The sequence below is a fragment of the Burkholderia sp. MS389 genome (assembly GCF_016899425.1).
GTDB lineage: Bacteria > Pseudomonadota > Gammaproteobacteria > Burkholderiales > Burkholderiaceae > Burkholderia > Burkholderia sola.
Genome location: NZ_CP045995.1, coordinates 1,405,190 through 1,422,555, shown reverse-complemented (window position 1 = coordinate 1,422,555; position 17,366 = coordinate 1,405,190). Strand labels below are relative to the sequence as shown.

The 17,366-nt window shown below is 68.2% G+C and carries 14 protein-coding genes; 11 read left to right on the top strand and 3 right to left on the bottom strand.

Translation table 11 applies throughout. The annotated features are described in order from the left end of the window. Window positions 1–58 precede the first annotated feature (58 nt). The 3 genes from GJG85_RS22760 to GJG85_RS22750 all read left to right on the top strand — a co-directional run bounded on the left by GJG85_RS22760 (window position 59) and on the right by GJG85_RS22750 (window position 2,852). Window positions 59–883, top strand: a complete 825-nt coding sequence (locus GJG85_RS22760; RefSeq protein ID WP_050012277.1) for an OmpW family outer membrane protein — start codon at window positions 59–61, stop codon at window positions 881–883. Window positions 884–1,004: 121 nt separating this feature from the next. Continuing rightward, window positions 1,005–1,508: a hypothetical protein gene (locus GJG85_RS22755; protein ID WP_050012278.1), complete on the top strand. Its 504-nt coding sequence runs from the start codon at window positions 1,005–1,007 to the stop codon at window positions 1,506–1,508. A gap of 240 nt (window positions 1,509–1,748) precedes the next feature. After that, the gene (locus GJG85_RS22750) at window positions 1,749–2,852 is read left to right on the top strand and encodes a hypothetical protein (protein ID WP_124555525.1); all 1,104 of its coding nucleotides are present in this window, start codon (window positions 1,749–1,751) and stop codon (window positions 2,850–2,852) included. 74 nt (window positions 2,853–2,926) lie between these two features. Here GJG85_RS22750 and betA read toward each other — a convergent pair whose 3' ends face one another. The 3 genes from betA to betI are packed head-to-tail and all read right to left on the bottom strand — an operon-like array spanning window position 2,927 to window position 6,730. Next, the gene (betA, locus tag GJG85_RS22745; protein WP_050012280.1) at window positions 2,927–4,627 is read right to left on the bottom strand and encodes a choline dehydrogenase; all 1,701 of its coding nucleotides are present in this window, start codon (window positions 4,625–4,627) and stop codon (window positions 2,927–2,929) included. Window positions 4,628–4,643: 16 nt separating this feature from the next. After that, a complete protein-coding gene (betB, locus tag GJG85_RS22740; RefSeq protein WP_050012281.1) occupies window positions 4,644–6,113 on the bottom strand; it encodes a betaine-aldehyde dehydrogenase in 1,470 nt (489 codons plus the stop codon). Between the two features lie 32 nt (window positions 6,114–6,145). After that, a complete protein-coding gene (gene betI / locus GJG85_RS22735; RefSeq protein ID WP_050012282.1) occupies window positions 6,146–6,730 on the bottom strand; it encodes a transcriptional regulator BetI in 585 nt (194 codons plus the stop codon). A 719-nt stretch (window positions 6,731–7,449) separates the two neighbouring features. On the opposite strand from betI, the gene GJG85_RS22730 reads away from it, so the two are divergent. The 8 genes from GJG85_RS22730 to fdhA all read left to right on the top strand — a co-directional run bounded on the left by GJG85_RS22730 (window position 7,450) and on the right by fdhA (window position 17,325). Continuing rightward, a complete protein-coding gene (locus GJG85_RS22730; RefSeq protein WP_050012283.1) occupies window positions 7,450–8,352 on the top strand; it encodes an alpha/beta hydrolase in 903 nt (300 codons plus the stop codon). 67 nt (window positions 8,353–8,419) lie between these two features. Further along, a complete protein-coding gene (locus GJG85_RS22725) occupies window positions 8,420–8,989 on the top strand; it encodes an isoprenylcysteine carboxylmethyltransferase family protein (RefSeq protein ID WP_050012284.1) in 570 nt (189 codons plus the stop codon). A gap of 17 nt (window positions 8,990–9,006) precedes the next feature. Continuing rightward, window positions 9,007–10,290 carry a nucleotide disphospho-sugar-binding domain-containing protein gene (locus GJG85_RS22720; RefSeq protein ID WP_089489643.1) on the top strand — a complete coding sequence of 428 codons (1,284 nt, stop codon included), beginning with the start codon at window positions 9,007–9,009 and terminating at the stop codon, window positions 10,288–10,290. Next, window positions 10,287–11,894 (top strand): DHA2 family efflux MFS transporter permease subunit, encoded by a 1,608-nt coding sequence (locus GJG85_RS22715; protein WP_089489642.1) that lies wholly within the window; start codon window positions 10,287–10,289, stop codon window positions 11,892–11,894. The genes GJG85_RS22720 and GJG85_RS22715 overlap by 4 nt, the downstream gene beginning before the upstream one ends. Window positions 11,895–11,904: 10 nt before the next feature. Then, window positions 11,905–12,843, top strand: a complete 939-nt coding sequence (locus GJG85_RS22710; RefSeq protein WP_124631567.1) for a glycosyltransferase family 2 protein — start codon at window positions 11,905–11,907, stop codon at window positions 12,841–12,843. A gap of 2 nt (window positions 12,844–12,845) precedes the next feature. Beyond that, window positions 12,846–14,696 carry an efflux transporter outer membrane subunit gene (locus GJG85_RS22705; protein ID WP_050012288.1) on the top strand — a complete coding sequence of 617 codons (1,851 nt, stop codon included), beginning with the start codon at window positions 12,846–12,848 and terminating at the stop codon, window positions 14,694–14,696. After that, window positions 14,696–15,886 carry an efflux RND transporter periplasmic adaptor subunit gene (locus tag GJG85_RS22700; RefSeq protein WP_050012289.1) on the top strand — a complete coding sequence of 397 codons (1,191 nt, stop codon included), beginning with the start codon at window positions 14,696–14,698 and terminating at the stop codon, window positions 15,884–15,886. Before GJG85_RS22705 ends, GJG85_RS22700 begins: the two co-directional genes overlap by 1 nt. 242 nt (window positions 15,887–16,128) lie before the next feature. Continuing rightward, on the top strand, window positions 16,129–17,325 hold the full coding sequence (fdhA, locus tag GJG85_RS22695; RefSeq protein WP_011547090.1) for a formaldehyde dehydrogenase, glutathione-independent: 1,197 nt from the start codon (window positions 16,129–16,131) through the stop codon (window positions 17,323–17,325). The last annotated feature ends 41 nt before the right edge of the window (window positions 17,326–17,366 follow it).

Sequence of the window (17,366 nt, the reverse complement as noted above, 5' to 3'; positions counted from 1 at the left end):
GACACGGCGGCGCCGCGCGCGAATGCGCGGCGTCCCGACAGAATGAGGGGGAGACTTCATGAAGAAGCTGATTGTCGCGGGTGTCGTCGCAGGCGTGTCGACGCTCGCATCGGCCCAGCAGGCGGGCGACAACGTCGCGACGCTGGGCTGGCTGCACATCATGCCGCAGGATTCGACCAACGGGCTGACGACGAATCTTGCAAGCATGCCGATCAACGGGCCGCTGCGCCTGCCCGGTTCGTTCACGTCGCCGGGCACGAGCCTGACGGTCAACAACGCCGACACGGTCGGCCTCACGCTCACGCACTTCTTCACCGATCACATCGCGGTGACGTCGGTGCTCGGCGTGCCGCCGGAATTCACGCTGACCGGACACGGCGTGATCAGGCCGCCCGGCCCGGCCGGCGCGCTCGGCAACGTCGACATGGACAAGTCGGCGAACCAGCCGGCCGTGAAGAACGCGCGGCAGTGGAGCCCGACGGTCATTCTGCAGTACTACTTCAATTCGCCGACGGCGAAGTTCCGTCCGTTCGTCGGGATCGGCGTGGCCTACAGCTGGTTCAGCAACATCGAACTGAACGGCAACTTCGCGAAGGACATCAACGAGAACCTCGGCAGCGTGCTCGCGGCGGGCGCCGGCAAGCCGGGCGCGACGTCGGTCGAGGGCAAGGCGTCGTCGTCGTTCACGCCGGTCTACAACGTCGGCGCGAGCTATGCGATCGACAAGCACTGGGGGCTCACGGCGACGCTGACGTACATGCCGCTGAAGACCTACTCGTCGCTGGTGATCAAGGCGGCCGACGGTTCGACGCTCGCGACCACGCGCACGCGACTGAAGGCCGACCCGTTGATCACGTTCGTCGGGATTTCCTACAAGTTCTGAGCCGACCGGCGCGCATGACGCGTGCCGGCGGCTTCCTGCGACCGGCTGGCCGGAGGGTTCCGGCCGGAAGATCGCGTTCCTGGCGGCGTGCCGCCATTTGTGAAGAGAGGGGGCAGTTCAAATGAGCATTCGCAAAATCGTATCGCTTGTTGCTGCAGTGGCTTTCACCGCGGTTTCGGCCGCGCCTGCTTTCGCGGTCACCGTTTCGCGCGCGGACGGTCAGCCGATGAACCCGAACGGCGAGCCGTTCTCCGCATCGGGTCTCACGAACCTGAGCAAGGGGTCGATCACGGCGGCCTGTACCGCGACCTTCAACGGCACGATCACGTCGACCGGCATCGTCAACATCACGTCGACGACGTTCACGGGCGGCGCGACGTGCTCGCTGATCAGCGGCAGCGCGAGCAGCACGTCGCCGTGGACCGGGCAGGCCGACAGCACGACGCAGCTGTCGATCAACAACGTGAAGGTGAACGTTACGCTGCTCGGCGCGTGCGGGCCAAGCAAGGTCGTGACGGCGTGGAGCGATGCGAACTCGTCGCTGACGTTCAACAACGCGACGCTGACGCCGGACTGCACGGTGGGCGGCACGGTGCTGACGTCGCCGAAGTTCCACGTGCAGTAAGCGTCGCGCGATCGAAGCGGAACCCGCCGCGCGCGAGGGCCGTGCGGCAAGCGCGGCGGGTTTTCGCGGCTTCGATGCTTCGACGGGGTCGAGCCGTCGCGCGTATCGGCGCGGCGGCCGGTTGACCGCCCGTGTCGCGATCCGGCACGGGCGGCGTGGCAGGGCGGCGTCGCGTACTGCGCCGCCCGGTTCGATTGAAACAAAACCAGGTCAATTAGCCAGAACCATCCCGGACGACCCATGCTTACCGATCCAGCAAAGTATGGCGACGCCCGCGGCGCGACGCCCGACCGGCTGCGCACGGCCGCGTGGCTGCAGTACCTGATCGAACATCTCGACGGGGCGGCTTGCGCCGGCGACCCGGTTGTCGTCCCGTCGCACGCGATACATGTGGGCGCTGGCGCGAGCCTGTCCCGCGAAGCGAGGGCCGTGCTTCACCGGCTGGTCCCGTGGATCGCGACGGATGGCAGCGGTTGCGCGTGCGATCCGGCCGATTCGCCCGGCGCATGCTCGCACGTGCCTTCCGCGCAGCAACTCGCGCAAGCCGAACGTTGCTGTCCGGGCTCGCGTGCCGTATTCGACACCGCGCACGGCGTGATCGATGCGTGCGCATTCGATGATCCCGAACTCGGCTGGGCCGCGCTCGAACGGATTGCCGGCGGCGTCGAACGCAGCGGCGACGACGCGGGCGCATGCATCGCGAACGAACACGACGGGCCGCGCGAGACGCCGCCTGCGAAGAACCTGAGAGAAAATCCGACGGCGGTCGCGACAACGGGCACGGAAACGCCGGCCCGTCCCGGCGCCGTGATCGACGCGATCGTGCTGCGCGCCTGTGGCCCGCGCGACGACGCCGCGCGTATCGACGAGATGGCTGCGCTCGCGACGTTCTCCGCGGAGCTTGCGGCTGGCCACGGCGTTTCCGTTCAGGCGTACGGCGGTCAGCACAATCTCGTCGCGCGCGCGATCCGCGCGCATCGCGCCGATCTCGCATCGACGGACGGGCTGCTTGCCGCGCTCGCCGTGTGCCGGCTCGATCGGCTCGTCGGTGCGGGCAGCTTCTGGGCCTATTACCTGTTGGCGGGCATCGCGATCGCCGCACCGGATACGGTGCGGGAAATCGGCCGCAGGTTTCATGGCGACATCTGGCAGACGTGTGTCGACCACGTGCTCGCGTGGCCGGCGGTCAGCCGCTTCGGGCCGACGGAGGATGCCGCGTTCGAGCGCCTGCGTGACGCGATGAGCCTGACGTCGCGCTGGAACCCGATCGTCCGCGCCAAGCGGATGCGGACGCGGAGCGTGTCGGCCGCCCGGCCGCGCAGCGCAAACGAGCCGGCCCAATGAAACGCGGCTCGCGGCGAGAACGCCGCGAGCCGCAGGAGTGGTATCGCGGCGCCCGGTGCGGGCGGCCGCCTTCGTCAGACCGTCTCGGGCTGCCGCACGGCCTTCGCGACGTTGCGCGCCGGTGCGCCGTTCGCGACGAAGTACGGCACGTCGACACGCGCGAGCGGCGTGCGGCCGCGGATCTTGTCGGCGATCTTCTCGGCGATCATGATCGTCGGCGCGTTCAGGTTGCCGGTCGTGATGATCGGCATGATCGACGCATCGACGACACGCAGCCCGTCGAGCCCGTGCACGCGGCCTTCCTCGTCGACCACCGCCATGTCGTCGTAACCCATCTTGCACGAGCACGACGGATGGAACGCGGTTTCCGCGCGGGCGCGCACGAACGCGTCGAGTTCCTTGTCGCTCTTGCAATCGGCGCCCGGATTCAGCTCGCGGCCGCGATAGCGGTCGAGCGCCGGCTGCCGCATGATCTCGCGCGTCGCGCGGATCGCATCGCGGAACTCGCGCCAGTCGAGCGCTTCGGCCATGTAGTTGAACAGGATGCTCGGATGGTCGTTCGGGTCGCGCGAGCGCAGCTTCACGCGGCCGCGGCTCGGCGAGCGCATCGAGCCGACGTGCGCCTGGAAGCCGTGCATCTCGATCGCGTTCGAGCCGTTGTAGTTGATCGCCACCGGCAGGAAGTGATACTGGATGTTCGGCCACAGGTCGTCGTCGCGCGTGCGGATGAAGCCGCCCGCTTCGAAGTGGTTGCTCGCGCCGAGGCCCGTGCCGTTCAGCATCCATTCGAGGCCGATCTTCGGCTGGTTCCACCACTTGAGCGCCGGGTACAGCGACACCGGCTCCTTGCACTCGTACTGGATGTACATCTCCAGGTGGTCCTGCAGGTTCTGGCCGACGCCGGGCAGGTCTAGCACGACCGGAATGTCGAGTGCCTTCAGCCATGCGCCGGGGCCGACGCCCGAGCGCTGCAGCAGTTGCGGCGACGCGATCGCGCCGCTGCACACGAGCACTTCGCGGCGCGCATGCGCGGTCGCGCGCTCGCTGCCGCGCAGGTACGTGACGCCCGACGCGCGCTTGCCGTCGAACAGGATGCGATCGGCGAGCGCGTGCGTGACGATCTCGAGGTTCGGCCGCACCTTCGCCTGATCCAGATAGCCGCGCGCGGTGCTCGCACGGCGGCCCTTCGGCGTGACGGTGCGATCCATCGGGCCGAAGCCTTCCTGCTGATAGCCGTTCAGGTCGTCGGTGCGCGGATAGCCGGCCTGCACGCCCGCGTCGACCATCGCCTCGAACAGCGGGTTCGCGCCCGGCTTGCTGGTCGTGACCGACACGGGGCCGCTGCCGCCGTGATAGTCGTTCGGGCCGACGTCGCGCGTCTCGGCTTTCTTGAAGTACGGCAGGCAGTCGAGATACGTCCAGTTCTCGAGGCCCTTGTGCGTCGACCAGTTGTCGTAGTCGAGCGCGTTGCCGCGGATGTAGCACATCCCGTTGATCAGCGACGAGCCGCCGAGCCCCTTGCCGCGCCCGCACTCCATCCGGCGGTTGTCCATGTGCGGCTCGGGATCGGTTTCGTACGCCCAGTTGTAGCGGCGGCCCTGCAGCGGATAGGCGAGGGCGGCCGGCATCTGCGTGCGGAAGTCGAAGCGGTAGTCGGGACCGCCCGCTTCGAGCAGCAGCACCGTGACGTCCGGATCTTCCGTCAGGCGCGTTGCGAGCACGTTGCCCGCGGAACCCGCGCCGCAGATGATGTAATCGTATTCGCGTGTCGTCATGACGGATCTCCTTGTCTTAGAACACCGGGTTGTAGCGGCCGAGCTCGACCTGCACCGACTTGATTCGAGTGTAGTGCTCGAGCGTCGTGATGCCGTTCTCGCGCCCGACACCGGATTGCTTGTATCCGCCAACCGGCATTTCGGCCGGCGATTCGCCCCACGTGTTGATCCAGCAGATGCCGGCTTCGAGGCGATGGATCGTGCGGTGCGCGCGCGACAGGTTCTCGGTCACGACGCCGGCCGCGAGCCCGTAGTGCGTGTCGTTCGCACGCGCGATCACTTCGTCCTCCGATTCGAAATCGAGGATGCTCATCACCGGCCCGAAGATTTCCTCGCGCACGATCTTCATGTCGTCGCGGCAATCGCCGAACACGGTCGGCGCGACGTACTGACCGTTCGCGAAGTGGCCGTCGGTCAGGCGCGTGCCGCCCGCGAGCAGCTTCGCGCCTTCGGCCTTGCCGCTCTCGATGAAGCCGAGCACCTTGTCGAGTTGCGCGGCGGAGACGAGCGGGCCGAAGTTGGTGTCGGCATCGGTCGGCTTGCCGACGCGGATGCGCTTCACGCGTTCGAGCACCTTCTGCGTGAACATGTCCTTGATCGAGCGGTGCACGAACACGCGCGTGCCGTTCGTGCAGACCTGGCCCGAGCTGAAGAAGTTGGCGGTGACCGCGATGTCGGCCGCGCGATCGAGATCCGCATCGTCGAACACGATCAGCGGCGACTTGCCGCCGAGTTCCATCGTCACTTCCTTCAGCGACGATGCGCCGGCGAGCGACATCACCTTCTTGCCGGTTTCGACGCCGCCGGTGAACGACACCTTCGCGATGTCCGGATGGCCGGTGAGCAGCGCGCCGACCGAGCCGTCGCCCTGCACGACGTTGAACACGCCGGCCGGCACGCCGGCTTCCGTATAGATTTCCGCGAGCTTGAGCGCGGTCAGCGGCGTGACTTCGCTCGGCTTGAACACCATCGCGTTGCCGGCCGCGAGCGCGGGCGCGGTCTTCCAGCACGCGATCTGGATCGGGTAGTTCCACGCGCCGATGCCCGCGCACACGCCGAGCGGCTCGCGGCGCGTGTAGACGAACGACTCGGCACGCAGCGGCACCTGCAGCCCTTCGATCGCAGTCGCGAGGCCCGCGTAGTACTCGATCACGTCCGCGCCGGTGACGATGTCGACCGCGAGCGTCTCGCCGATCGGCTTGCCGGTGTCGCGCGTTTCGATCGCTGCGAGTTCGTCGTTGCGCTCGCGCAGCAGGTCGACCGCGCGGCGCAGGATGCGCGAGCGCTGCATCGCGGTCATCGCGGCCCATTCGCGCTGGCCTTCCTGCGCGGACGCAACGGCGCGGTCGACGTCGGCCGCGCTCGCCTGCTGCACCTGCGCAAGCAGTTCGCCGGTGGCGGGATCGAAGGTGTCGAAAGTCTTGCCGCTGGTGGCATCGACGTAACCGCCGCCGATGTAGAGGCGCTGCAAACCGTATACGGACATGAGGATCTCCTTGAGGGCGACTGCGTCGCGCGTCAGTCGGACGCGAGCAGCAGGTCGATGTAATCGTGGGCGAGCTTCAAAGCAGCTCGGGTGTCGATCGGGCCGCCGGCGAGTGCGCCGCGCAGCCACAGGCCGTCGATCAGCGCGGCGAGGCCGCTGGCGGCTTCGCGCGCCTTCGCGAGCGGCAACGCCTTCGCGAATTCGGCGCACAGGTTCGAATGCAGGCGCCGCGTGTTCACGTGCTGCAGGCGCTTGAGCATCGGGTCGTGCATGCTCTGCGACCAGAACGCGAGCCACGTCTTCATCACGGGCGCGCTCACCTGCGTGACGTCGAAGTTCGCGGCGACGACCGCGCGCAACCGCGAACGCGGGTCTTTTCGTGCGGCGACGCGGCGGCGCGTGGTGGCCGACCACAGGTCGCGCAGTACGTGCCGCATCGTCGCTTCGAGCAGGCCGTCCTTGTCGCCGAAGTAATGGCTGACGATGCCCGTCGAGATGTTCGCGCGTTGCGCGACCGATGCGAGCGTCGTGCCGGGCAGGCCCGCTTCGTCGATCGAGCGCAGCGTGGCGTCGATCAACTGCGCGCGGCGTATCTCCCGCATTCCGACTTTCGGCATCGCGACTCCCTTCGCCCGGGCGGGCCGTCCATGGAAGTCGAGAGCTTAGCGGTTTTTTATTGATCGTTCAATCAACAAAAAATCGGGGCCGAACGGCGGGCTGCGTTCCAAACGGGAAGGATCGCCGCCGCCGGAGCCGTGTGCAGGTGCGGAAAAACGAGTTGAAAGAAGGTTAATTAAGTTTGAATCTGTTTAAAACGATTCGTGAAAACATGATGCAATTCGGAGGACCGTTTCCATGCTCGATTTCATTACAAATGGAAAGAATGTCGAAATCTGAAAAATTATTCACGATATGAAATCGTAAAATCGGATGGTGAAGGTGGGTGGTTTTGCGGAAACCGTTTTAATCCGCCGATTTAAACTTCATAACTCATTGATATTAATGAATAAGTATGGTTTTTTTAACGCTGAAGAGGATTGCTCGCAAACGATTGCCATCGTCTTTTTTGAGATTCTGCATACCATAGAAATCGACAAATAAATTTGAATCTGGCGGATTTCCGGGCCGAGTAGAGGGATTTTTGGAATGACTTGAGTGAGCAATATCGACCGTATTAGTATGGCGCCGCACCACGAGGAATGAATGGCGCCGCCGGCAATTGCCGCGGTGCGTCGGCAATCGGCGCGTCCATCGATCGCGCACGGGCCCGACGTCAGCCATTGCGCAGCTGCAGCATGCCGCGACGTCGAGACGCCGCATTCACCGGAGAACGACGATGCCGACCGAAAAACACGTGGTCCCGCTGCCGAATGGTCTGAAGGTTTATGTCGAACGGAACGTGTTCGATCCGGCCTTCGACACGGCGATGCTCGTCAACGGCGCGCTCGCGACGACGGCGTCGTTCGGCCAGACCGTCCAGTATCTCGGCGAGCGGATCAACACGATCTGCTTCGACCTGCCGTATGCGGGGCAGTCGCGCCAGCACAACCCCGGCTGCTCGATCCTGACCAAGGACGACGAAGCCGCGATCCTCCAGTACCTGGTCGAACACTTCGCGCCGGCGTTCCTCGTGTCGGTGTCGTGGGGCGGCGTCGCGTCGCTGTTCGCGCTCGCGCGCGGCTGCCCGAGCGTGCGGCGCGCGGCGATCTGTTCGTTCTCGCCGTTCCTGAACGACGCGATGATCGACTACGTGACGCGGGCCCGCGACCACATCGCGGCCGGCGAGAACCTGAAGGCCGCGCAGCTGCTCAACGACACGGTCGGCCGCTATCTGCCGCGCATCATGAAGCTGTACAACTACCGCTATCTCACGCGCCTGCCGCGCGACGAGCAGGACCAGGTCGCGTTCCACGTCGACCAGATCCTGTCGCTGCAGCCCGAGCGCTACTTCAGCGAGTTCTCGAACATCGGCTGCGAACTGCTGTTCCTGAACGGCGAGCGCGACGAATATACGACGCCGGCCGACGTGCGGCAGCTTGGCGCGCATGTGGCGCGCGCACGGTTCGCGACGGTGCCCGACGCAGGCCATTTCCTCGACATCGAAGGCCGCGCGCAGCGCGAAGCCACCCGTACCGCGCTGCTCGATTTCTTCTGCGGCGAAGCGCCCGCCGCGGCCGGCATCGCACGTGCCGCCGCGCACGCATGCGTGCCCGCGCCGATGCACGCGCTGTCGTCGTGACGCCGTCCGTCGAGCAGCGGGCACGTCCCGCGCATCCGAATTCCCATCCCAACGAGGCAGGCCAGCCGTGAATATCGTTCAGACCATCGCCATCGTCGTTCCGTGGGCCGCGTGGCTCGCTTACTGGATCGCCACGTCGCAGCGCGTCAAGACGACCGTACGCAAGGAGGCATCGCGCTCGCGCACGCTCCAGTCGATTCCGCTGATCGTCGGCGGCGCGCTGATCATCCTGCCCGATCCGTCGTGGCAGGCGCTCGCGCCCGACTGGCAGCGCTTCGGCCTGCAGGCGCAGTGCGGGCTCGCGGTGCTGGTGGCCGGCCTGCTGTTCTCGGTATGGGCGCGGCTGCATCTCGGCACGAACTGGAGCGTGTCGGTCACGCTGAAGGAAGACCACGAACTCGTGCGCACGGGGCCGTATGCGTTCGTACGTCACCCGATCTACACCGGCTGCCTGATCGCGCTGGTCGGCGCCGCGCTGATCGGCGGCGAATGGCGCGGCGCGCTCGGCGTGCTGCTCGTGTTCGCGTCGCTTGCGTACAAGGTGCGCGTCGAGGAGAGCTGGCTGACCGGGTATTTCGGGCCGGCCTATGCGCAGTACCGCCGCGAGGTCGCGGCGCTGATCCCCGGCTTCTACTGACCCCCGCGAGGCGCGCGATGGCGAAGATGATCGTGACCGCGATCGGTTCGGCGGGCGACGTGCATCCGTTGCTCGGCGTCGCGCGCACGCTCGCCGCGCGCGGTCACGACGTCGTGTTCTGCACGCACGCGCCGTTCGAGGCGGCCGTGCGCCGCTGCGGGTTCGCGTTCGTGCCGGTCGGCACCGCGGCCGACTACGACGCGGCGATGGCGAACCCCGCGCTGTGGGATCCGCGTACGTCGTTCCGCACGCTGTGGCAGGTGATCGCGCCGACGCTGCGCCCGCATTACGACGCGCTGCGCGCGCTGACCGATGCCGACACGGTGCTGGTCGGCACGCTATGGGCGTTCTCCGCGCGCTTCATGCAGGAATTGCACGGCACGCCGTACGTGTCGGTGCAGGTATCGCCGTCGACGCTGCTGTCCGCGCATGCGCCGCCGACTCATCCGCGCCTGACGATTCCGGCGCGCTGGCCGTTGCCGGTGAAGTCGGCGCTGATGACGCTGATCGAGCGGCAGGTGCTTGACCGCGTGTGCGGCCCGGCGCTCGACGCGGTGCGCCGCGAACTCGGGCTCGCGCCCGCGCGGCGCGTGCTCGGCCGCTGGCTGCATTCGACCGACGGCGTGCTGTGCCTGTTTCCCCAGTGGTTCGCGCCGCCGCAGCCGGACTGGCCGTCGAACCATCTGCAAAGCGGTTTTCCGCTGTTCAACGATATTTCGACCTCCGACGATGATGGGGCACTCGATGCGTTTCTCGCGGCAGGCGAAGCCCCGGTCGTGTTCACGGCCGGTTCGACCCTCGTCGATCACGCGGCGTATGCGCGTGCGGTGGCGGACGCGCTGCGCGCGACCGGCGCGCGCGGCATCCTGCTGACGCCGCACGATGCGGCGCAGGATGGCGACCGGCTGCTCGTGCGCCGCTTCGTGCCGATGCGCACGCTGCTGCCGCGTTGCCGCGCGCTCGTGCATCACGGCGGGATCGGCACGGCGGCGCTCGCGTGCGAAGCCGGGATCGTGCAGGTCGTCACGCCGTTCGCGCACGATCAGTTCGACAACGCGCAACGCGTCGTCGCGAACGGTTGCGGCGTGCGGGTCGACGGGCCGCTCGACGGCGCGCGGCTCGGCGCGGCGCTCGCGCGCGTGCTCGACGAACCCGCGTTCGCGGTGCATGCGGCGCGTACGCGTGCGCTGCTCGCGGCCGCGCCGGACGGCTGCGGCGCGGCCGCCGATTTCATCGAACGCTTCGTGCCGAAGCGCGGGCGGGTGGCCGCGCGGGCCGATATCGCGGTGGCCGGCACATGAGCACCGCATCGCCGCTGCACGACGGGCCCGTCGCGCCGTCCGCGCTCGACGTGTCGGCGCCGGTGCCGGTGCCGGTGCCCGCCGCGCAGCCGGTGCGCGGCATCCGGCTCGCGCTGCTGACGTTCGCGCTGTCGCTCGCGACCTTCATCGAAGTGCTCGACTCGACCGTGACCAACGTCGCGGTGCCGGCGATCTCCGGCAGTCTCGGCGTGTCGAACAGCCAGGGCACGTGGGTGATCAGCTCGTATTCGGTCGCGGCCGCGATCGCGGTGCCGCTCACCGGCTGGCTTGCGCGCCGCGTCGGCGAGTTGCGGCTGTTCGTCGGCGCGGTGCTGCTGTTTACGCTGACGTCGCTGCTGTGCGGGCTCGCGCGCGACTTGCACGTGCTCGTGATCTGCCGCGCGCTGCAGGGGTTGTGCTCGGGGCCGATGGTGCCGCTGTCGCAGACGATCCTGCTGCGCACCTTTCCTCCAACCCAACGCACGATCGCGCTCGCGCTGTGGGCGATGACGGTGCTGCTCGCGCCGATCTTCGGGCCGGTGGTCGGCGGGTGGATCGTCGACAACTTCTCGTGGCCGTGGATCTTCCTGATCAATTTGCCGATCGGGCTGTTCTCGTTCGCGGTGTGCACCGCGATGCTGCGCCCCGACGCGCAGCGCGGCGCGGCCGGTCCGATCGACGTGCCGGGCATCGTGCTGCTCGTGATCGGCGTCGGCTCGCTGCAGGCGATGCTCGATCTCGGCCACGACCGCGGCTGGTTCGATTCGCCGCTGATCGTCACGCTCGCGGTGGTCGCGGCGCTCGCGATCGTGTCGCTGCTGATCTGGGAAGCAGGCGAAGCGCATCCGGTGGTCGATCTGAGCCTGTTTCGCGACCGCACGTTCTCGTTCTGCGTGCTGATCATCTCGCTCGGGATGATGAGTTTCTCCGTGGTCGGCGTGGTGTTCCCGCTGTGGATGCAGGCCGTGATGGGCTACAACGCGTTTCATGCGGGGCTCGCGACCGCGTCGCTCGGCGTGCTCGCGCTCGTATTCTCGATCCTCGTCGGGCTGCATGCGCACCGCTTCGACGCGCGCGTGCTCGCGACGTTCGGCTTCCTCGTGTTCGCGGCCGTGCTCGCCTGGGACGCCCATTTCACGCTGAAGATGACGTTCGCGCAGATCGCCGCACCCGGGCTGATCCAGGGGATCGGGCTGCCGTGCTTCTTCATTCCGCTGACCGCCGCGACGCTGTCGCGCATTCCGGACGACCGGCTCGCCGCCGCGTCGAGTCTGTCGAATTTCCTGCGCACGCTGTCGGCCGCGTTCGGCACCGCGATGAGCGTGACGCTGTGGGACAACCGCGCGACCTATCACTACGACGTCGTGTCGCAATCGGTCACGCACGCGTCGGCGAACACGCAACGCTTCGTGCATGCGCTGAACGCGATGGGCGTGGACGGCGTGCGCGAGCTGACGACGCTGCATCACGTCGTGATGCAGCAGGCCTACATGATGGCGACCAACGACATGTTCTGGATGGCGAGCATGACGTGTGTCGCACTCGCCGCGATGATGTGGCTGACGCGGCCGAAACGCGGCGCGGCCGCATCGTTCGGACATTGAGGAGCAGACCATGACGACACTCGGCGCACTCGTGATCCTGTATCACCCGAGCGACGCGCAGCTCGACGCGTTGCGCGGATGGCGGCACGCGTGCGACGTGCTGCTCGTCGTCGACAACACGCCGCAGCCCGATGCGCGGGCCCGTGAACTGTGCACACGCGAAGGCATCGCGCTGCTGCATCACGGCAATCGCGGCGGCATCGCGGGCGCGTACAACGCGGGGCTCGCGGCGCTGTTTCGCGACCGCATCGACGCGGTCGCGCTGTTCGACCAGGATTCGTCGGTGCCGGCTGCCTATTTTCCGACGATGCGCGACGTCTGCGCGGGGCTTGCCGGGCGTGCGTTCCTGGCCGGCCCGCGCATCTTCGACGAGAACGCACGCAGCTTCCTGCCCGAACTCGCGACGAACGGCATCGGCGTGCGCCGCCTGCACATCGACCCGGGCACGCCGATGCAGCGCTGCGCGTTCCTGATTTCGTCGGGCTGCGTCGTGTCGCGCGACGCGTTCGACGTGCTCGGCCGTTTCGACGAAACGTTGTTCATCGATCACGTTGATACCGAATACAGCTTCCGCGCGCTGTCGCGCAACGTGCCGCTCTATGTCGTGCCGTCGCTGGTGCTGACGCATCGGATCGGCGCAAAGCAGCGGCACGCGATCGGCCCTTTTGAAATGACGTCGATGAATCACTCGTGGCAACGGCGCTACTACAGCGCGCGCAATGCGGTGCAGCTCGGGATGCAGTACGGGCTGCGTTTTCCGGTGGCGCTCGTGCCGAACCTGCTGACCCTGTGGCAGGTCGTGCAGATCGCGCTGGTCGAGCGCGACAAGCGCGCGAAGCTGGCCGGCATCCTGTTCGGCGTCGCGGACGGCCTGTTCGGCCGGCTCGGCCCGCTCGAGCGCACGCGGCCGCGTCTGGCTGCGCGGGCGCAGCGCGTTCGGCAGGGGTGACGATGCGGCGTTCGACGAAAGCGGCAGGTTCGGCGCGTGGCGCGAAGGGCGGCTCGATGGTCGCGGCGGCGGCCATGCTGTTCGCGTTGGGCGGATGTGTGCCGTCGGGCTTCCTGCCGTCGCTGTCGCTGCGCGCGCCGGCCGACGATGCGCTCGCACGGACGGCCGGCCCCGGCGCGAACGGCGCGTGGCCGGCGCCCGACTGGGTGAAGCAGCTGCAGGACCCGCAGCTCGACGACCTGGTCGCGGAGGCGTCGCAGCACAGCCCCGATCTGCAGGTCGCACAGGCGCGGCTGCGGATCGCGCAGGCGCAGCTTCAGCAGTTCGATTCGCTGACCGGTTTGACCGGCACGGCCGGCGCGACGATCAGCCGGGCACGGATGCCGAAACCCGGTGACATCGCCGACGTCACGGCCGGCGGCTATCGCGTGCCGGTGCAGATCTTCGGCGATCCGAACGTATCGCCGTCGTCGATCTTCGTCGGGCTGAACTACCAGCTCGACCTGTGGGGCAAGAACCGCGCGGCGACGAAGAGCCTGATGTCGCTGCGCGACGCGGCCGGCGTCGAGGCCGAACAGGTACGGCTCACGCTCGCCGTCGCGATCGTCACCGTGTATTGCCAGCTCGACCAGGCGTACGCGGTGCGCGACCTGTTGCAGCAGAAGCTGAAGATCAGCCAGCGCGTGACGGCGGTGCTGCGCGAGCGTACCGCGCGCGGCCTCGACAACGCGTACGATGCGAGCGACGCGTCGATCAAGCGCAGTCGACTGCTCGAGCAGATCGCGTTGAACGACGAGCAGATCAAGCTCGCGCAACTGCAACTCGGCGTGCTGTCGGGCCGTGGCCCGGAGCGCGGGCTCGCGCTGCAGCGGCCGCGCGTCGGCGCGTTCGCGGGCGGCGCGGTGCCCGCCCGGCTGCCGGCCGACCTGCTGGGCCGCCGGCCCGATATCGTCGCCGCGCGGCTGCGGGTCGAGGCCGCGTTCGCGAATGCCGACTCGACGCGTGCGCAGTTCTATCCGGACGTGAACCTCGTCGCGCTCGGCGGCGTGTTCGCGTTGACGCCCGCGTCGCTGTTCTCGCGCGATTCGCTCGCGGGCTCCGTCGGCCCCGCGATCTCGCTGCCGATCTTCGACCGCGGCCGGCTGAAGGCGAAGCTCGGCGCGGACGTCGCGCAGGCCGACGTCGCGATCGGGCTGTACAACAAGACCGTCGACGACGCGCTCGGGCAGGTCGCGCAGCTCGTCACGTCGCTGCAGACGTCGCAGACGCTCGTCGCGCAGCAGCAGGATGCGGTCGCGGCCGCGCAGAAGATCGTGCAGATCGCGACCGATCGGCATCGACGCGGCGTGCTGATGCAGAAGGACGTCGATGTCGCGGATCTCACGCTGATCGACGAGCGCGCGCAGATGATCGCGCTGCTCGGCAAGCAGCGGACATTGCGCGTCGGGTTGATCGGCGCGCTGGGCGGCGGGTTCGATGCGGGCGCAACGGTCGCGCAGGCGCAGGCGTCGGCCGTGCAGCGGGCGCGTAGCGGGGCGGCCCGGCGCGGGGCGGCCGTTGCCATGGCCGCGAACCGGGCTGCGGTGGCGGGCCCGTCGAACGACTCGCAAGCGGGGCGCACGGCAATGTCGCCGGCCGCTGCCACGACGCGGGCCGCGTCCGCGCCCGAATCCGTCCGACGCGACGACCCCGCGCGCCCGTCCACGGTCGGTGCCTCCCGCCCCGACGCGATGCCGCGCAGCACGCCCGTTCTCGCGCGCACGGCCTCGGCGAGCCCGATGCCGGGCTCGGCGTCGACGCCCGCGATTCCCGTCTTCCAGCACGATCGTCTGATCGTTACGCAAAGCGACTGATGCACCACGACAACCTTCATTCCGCCGCGCCGCCGGCCGCGCTGAACGATCCGGCCCTCGACGCGCGCCGCGCGACGCGCCGCAAGCGCTTCACCGTGTTCTTCGCGATCGTGCTGCTGGCCGCGATTGCGTGGATCGCGTACTGGCTGTTGAGCGACCGGTACTACGAAGACACCGACGACGCATACGTCGCGGGCAGCATCGTTCAGGTCGCCGCGCAGATCCCGGGCGCGGTGACCGACGTGGTGGTTGCCGACACGCAGGCCGTGCGCGCGGGGCAGACGCTCGTGAAGCTCGACGACACCGAGGCGTCCGTCGCGTTCGCGCAGGCGAAGGCGCAGCTCGCGCAGGCCGTGCGCCAGGTCGCGAACGCGAGGATTTCGAACACGATGTACGTCGAGGCCGTGAATGCGCGGCGAGCCGACCTGTCGCTCGCGCAGCGCGCGCTCGCCGCGCGTTCGGGCGCATCGGTCGAGATCGTCGCGCCGGAAGAACTGGCGCGGGCGCGCGCGGCGGTGGCCGGCGCGCAGGCGAACCTCGCGGCCGCGCAGGCACAGCTCGATGCGGCGCGCGCGCTCGGCAGCAAGCTGCCCGTCGACGAAAGCCCGGCCGTCATGCAGGCGGCCGCGCAGTTCAAGCTCGCGTACCGAAACCTGAAGCGCACGACGATCGTCGCGCCCGTCGACGGCACGATCGGGCAGCGCTCGGTGCAGGTCGGCCAGCAGGTCGGGCCCGGCGTGCCGCTGATGTCGATCGTGCAGCTCAACCGGCTGTGGGTCGACGCGAATTTCAAGGAAGGGCAGATCCGCCACATGCGCGTCGGGCAGCCGGTCGAGGTCGTGTCGGATCTCTACGGCTCGCGCATCGCCTATCGCGGCCGCGTGCAGGGCTTCTCGGCCGGCACGGGCAGCGCGTTCTCGATGCTGCCGTCGCAGAACGCGGCCGGCAACTGGATCAAGGTCGTGCAGCGCGTGCCGGTCGTGATCGCGCTCGATCCGCGCGATCTCGCCGCGCATCCGCTGCGCGTCGGGCTGTCGATGCGCGCGACGGTCGACACGCACGACCGCAACGGCCACGCGCTCGACAGCGAGCCGCCGACGCCGGCCGTCAGCACGCGCGTGCACGACGGCGTCGCGGGCGACGCGGAAGCGGCCGCCGCCGCGATCATCCGCGAGAATCAGGGCGGGTAGCGGCTGCCGGTCGGGGCGCGGCCGGCAGCAACGGCCGGTCCGGCCCCTGTGTGTCTCGCGCCCGGTAGATTCCCGCCCGACTTTCGTATTTCCGCCGTCGATGTCGGCGCCGATCAAACGCATGTCGCGTTTGAGACATCGGCGCCCCTGCCTCCCGGACTACTCTCGAACAGCACGTTGCGCGTGCGCCGCATGGCGCCGGCGCGCCGCGGCGCCATCCAACGAGACATGGAGACAATACGATGAGCAGCAATCGAGGTGTCGTCTATCTTGGGCCGGGCCAGGTCGAAGTCCAGAAAATCGATTATCCGAAGATGGTCGACCCGAGCGGCCGCGCGATCGGCCACGGCGTAATCCTGAAAGTGGTCAGCACGAACATCTGCGGCTCCGACCAGCACATGGTGCGCGGCCGGACGACCGCGCCGGTCGGCCTCGTGCTCGGTCACGAGATCACCGGCGAAGTGGTCGAAGTGGGCCGCGACGTCGAGACGCTGAAGCTCGGCGATCTCGTGTCGGTGCCGTTCAACGTTGCGTGCGGCCGCTGCGCGATGTGCAAGGACACGCATACGGGCGTGTGCCTGAACGTGAATCCGTCGCGTGCGGGCGGCGCGTACGGCTATGTCGACATGGGCGGCTGGATCGGCGGCCAGGCCGAGTACGTGCTCGTGCCGTATGCCGATTTCAACCTGCTGAAATTCCCGGATCGCGACCAGGCGATGGCGAAGATCCGCGACCTGACCTGCCTGTCCGACATTCTGCCGACCGGTTATCACGGTGCGGTGAGCGCGGGCGTGAAGCCCGGCTCGACGGTCTACATCGCGGGCGCGGGCCCGGTCGGGATGGCGGCGGCCGCCTCGGCGCGCCTGCTCGGCGCGGCCGTGACGATCGTCGGCGACATGAACGCGGAACGCCTCGCGCATGCGCGGGCGATGGGCTTCGAGACGGTCGACCTGTCGAAGGACGCGTCGCTCGGCGAGCAGATCGAGCAGATTCTCGGCGTGCCCGAGATCGATTGCGCGGTCGACTGCGTCGGCTTCGAGGCGCACGGCCACGGCTCGTCGGGCCATTCGGAGGAAGCGCCCGCGACGGTACTGAACTCGCTGATGGAAATCACGCGCCCGGCCGGCGCGATCGGCATCCCGGGCCTGTACGTGACGGACGATCCGGGCGCGAAGGACAAGGCCGCGCAGCACGGCAGCCTGAGCATCCGCTTCGGCCTCGGCTGGGCGAAGTCGCATTCGTTCTTCACGGGCCAGACGCCGGTGCTGAAGTACAACCGCAACCTGATGCAGGCGATCCTGTTCGACCGGCTGCCGATCGCGAAGATCGTCAACGTCGAAGTGATCTCGCTCGACCAGGCGCCGGAAGGCTACAAGAAGTTCGACGGCGGCGCGCCGCGCAAATTCGTCATCGACCCGCACGGGTTGCTGGCGGCGTGATGCGCTAGCGTTCGACGCGCACCACGCGAAGCGGGCGGTTC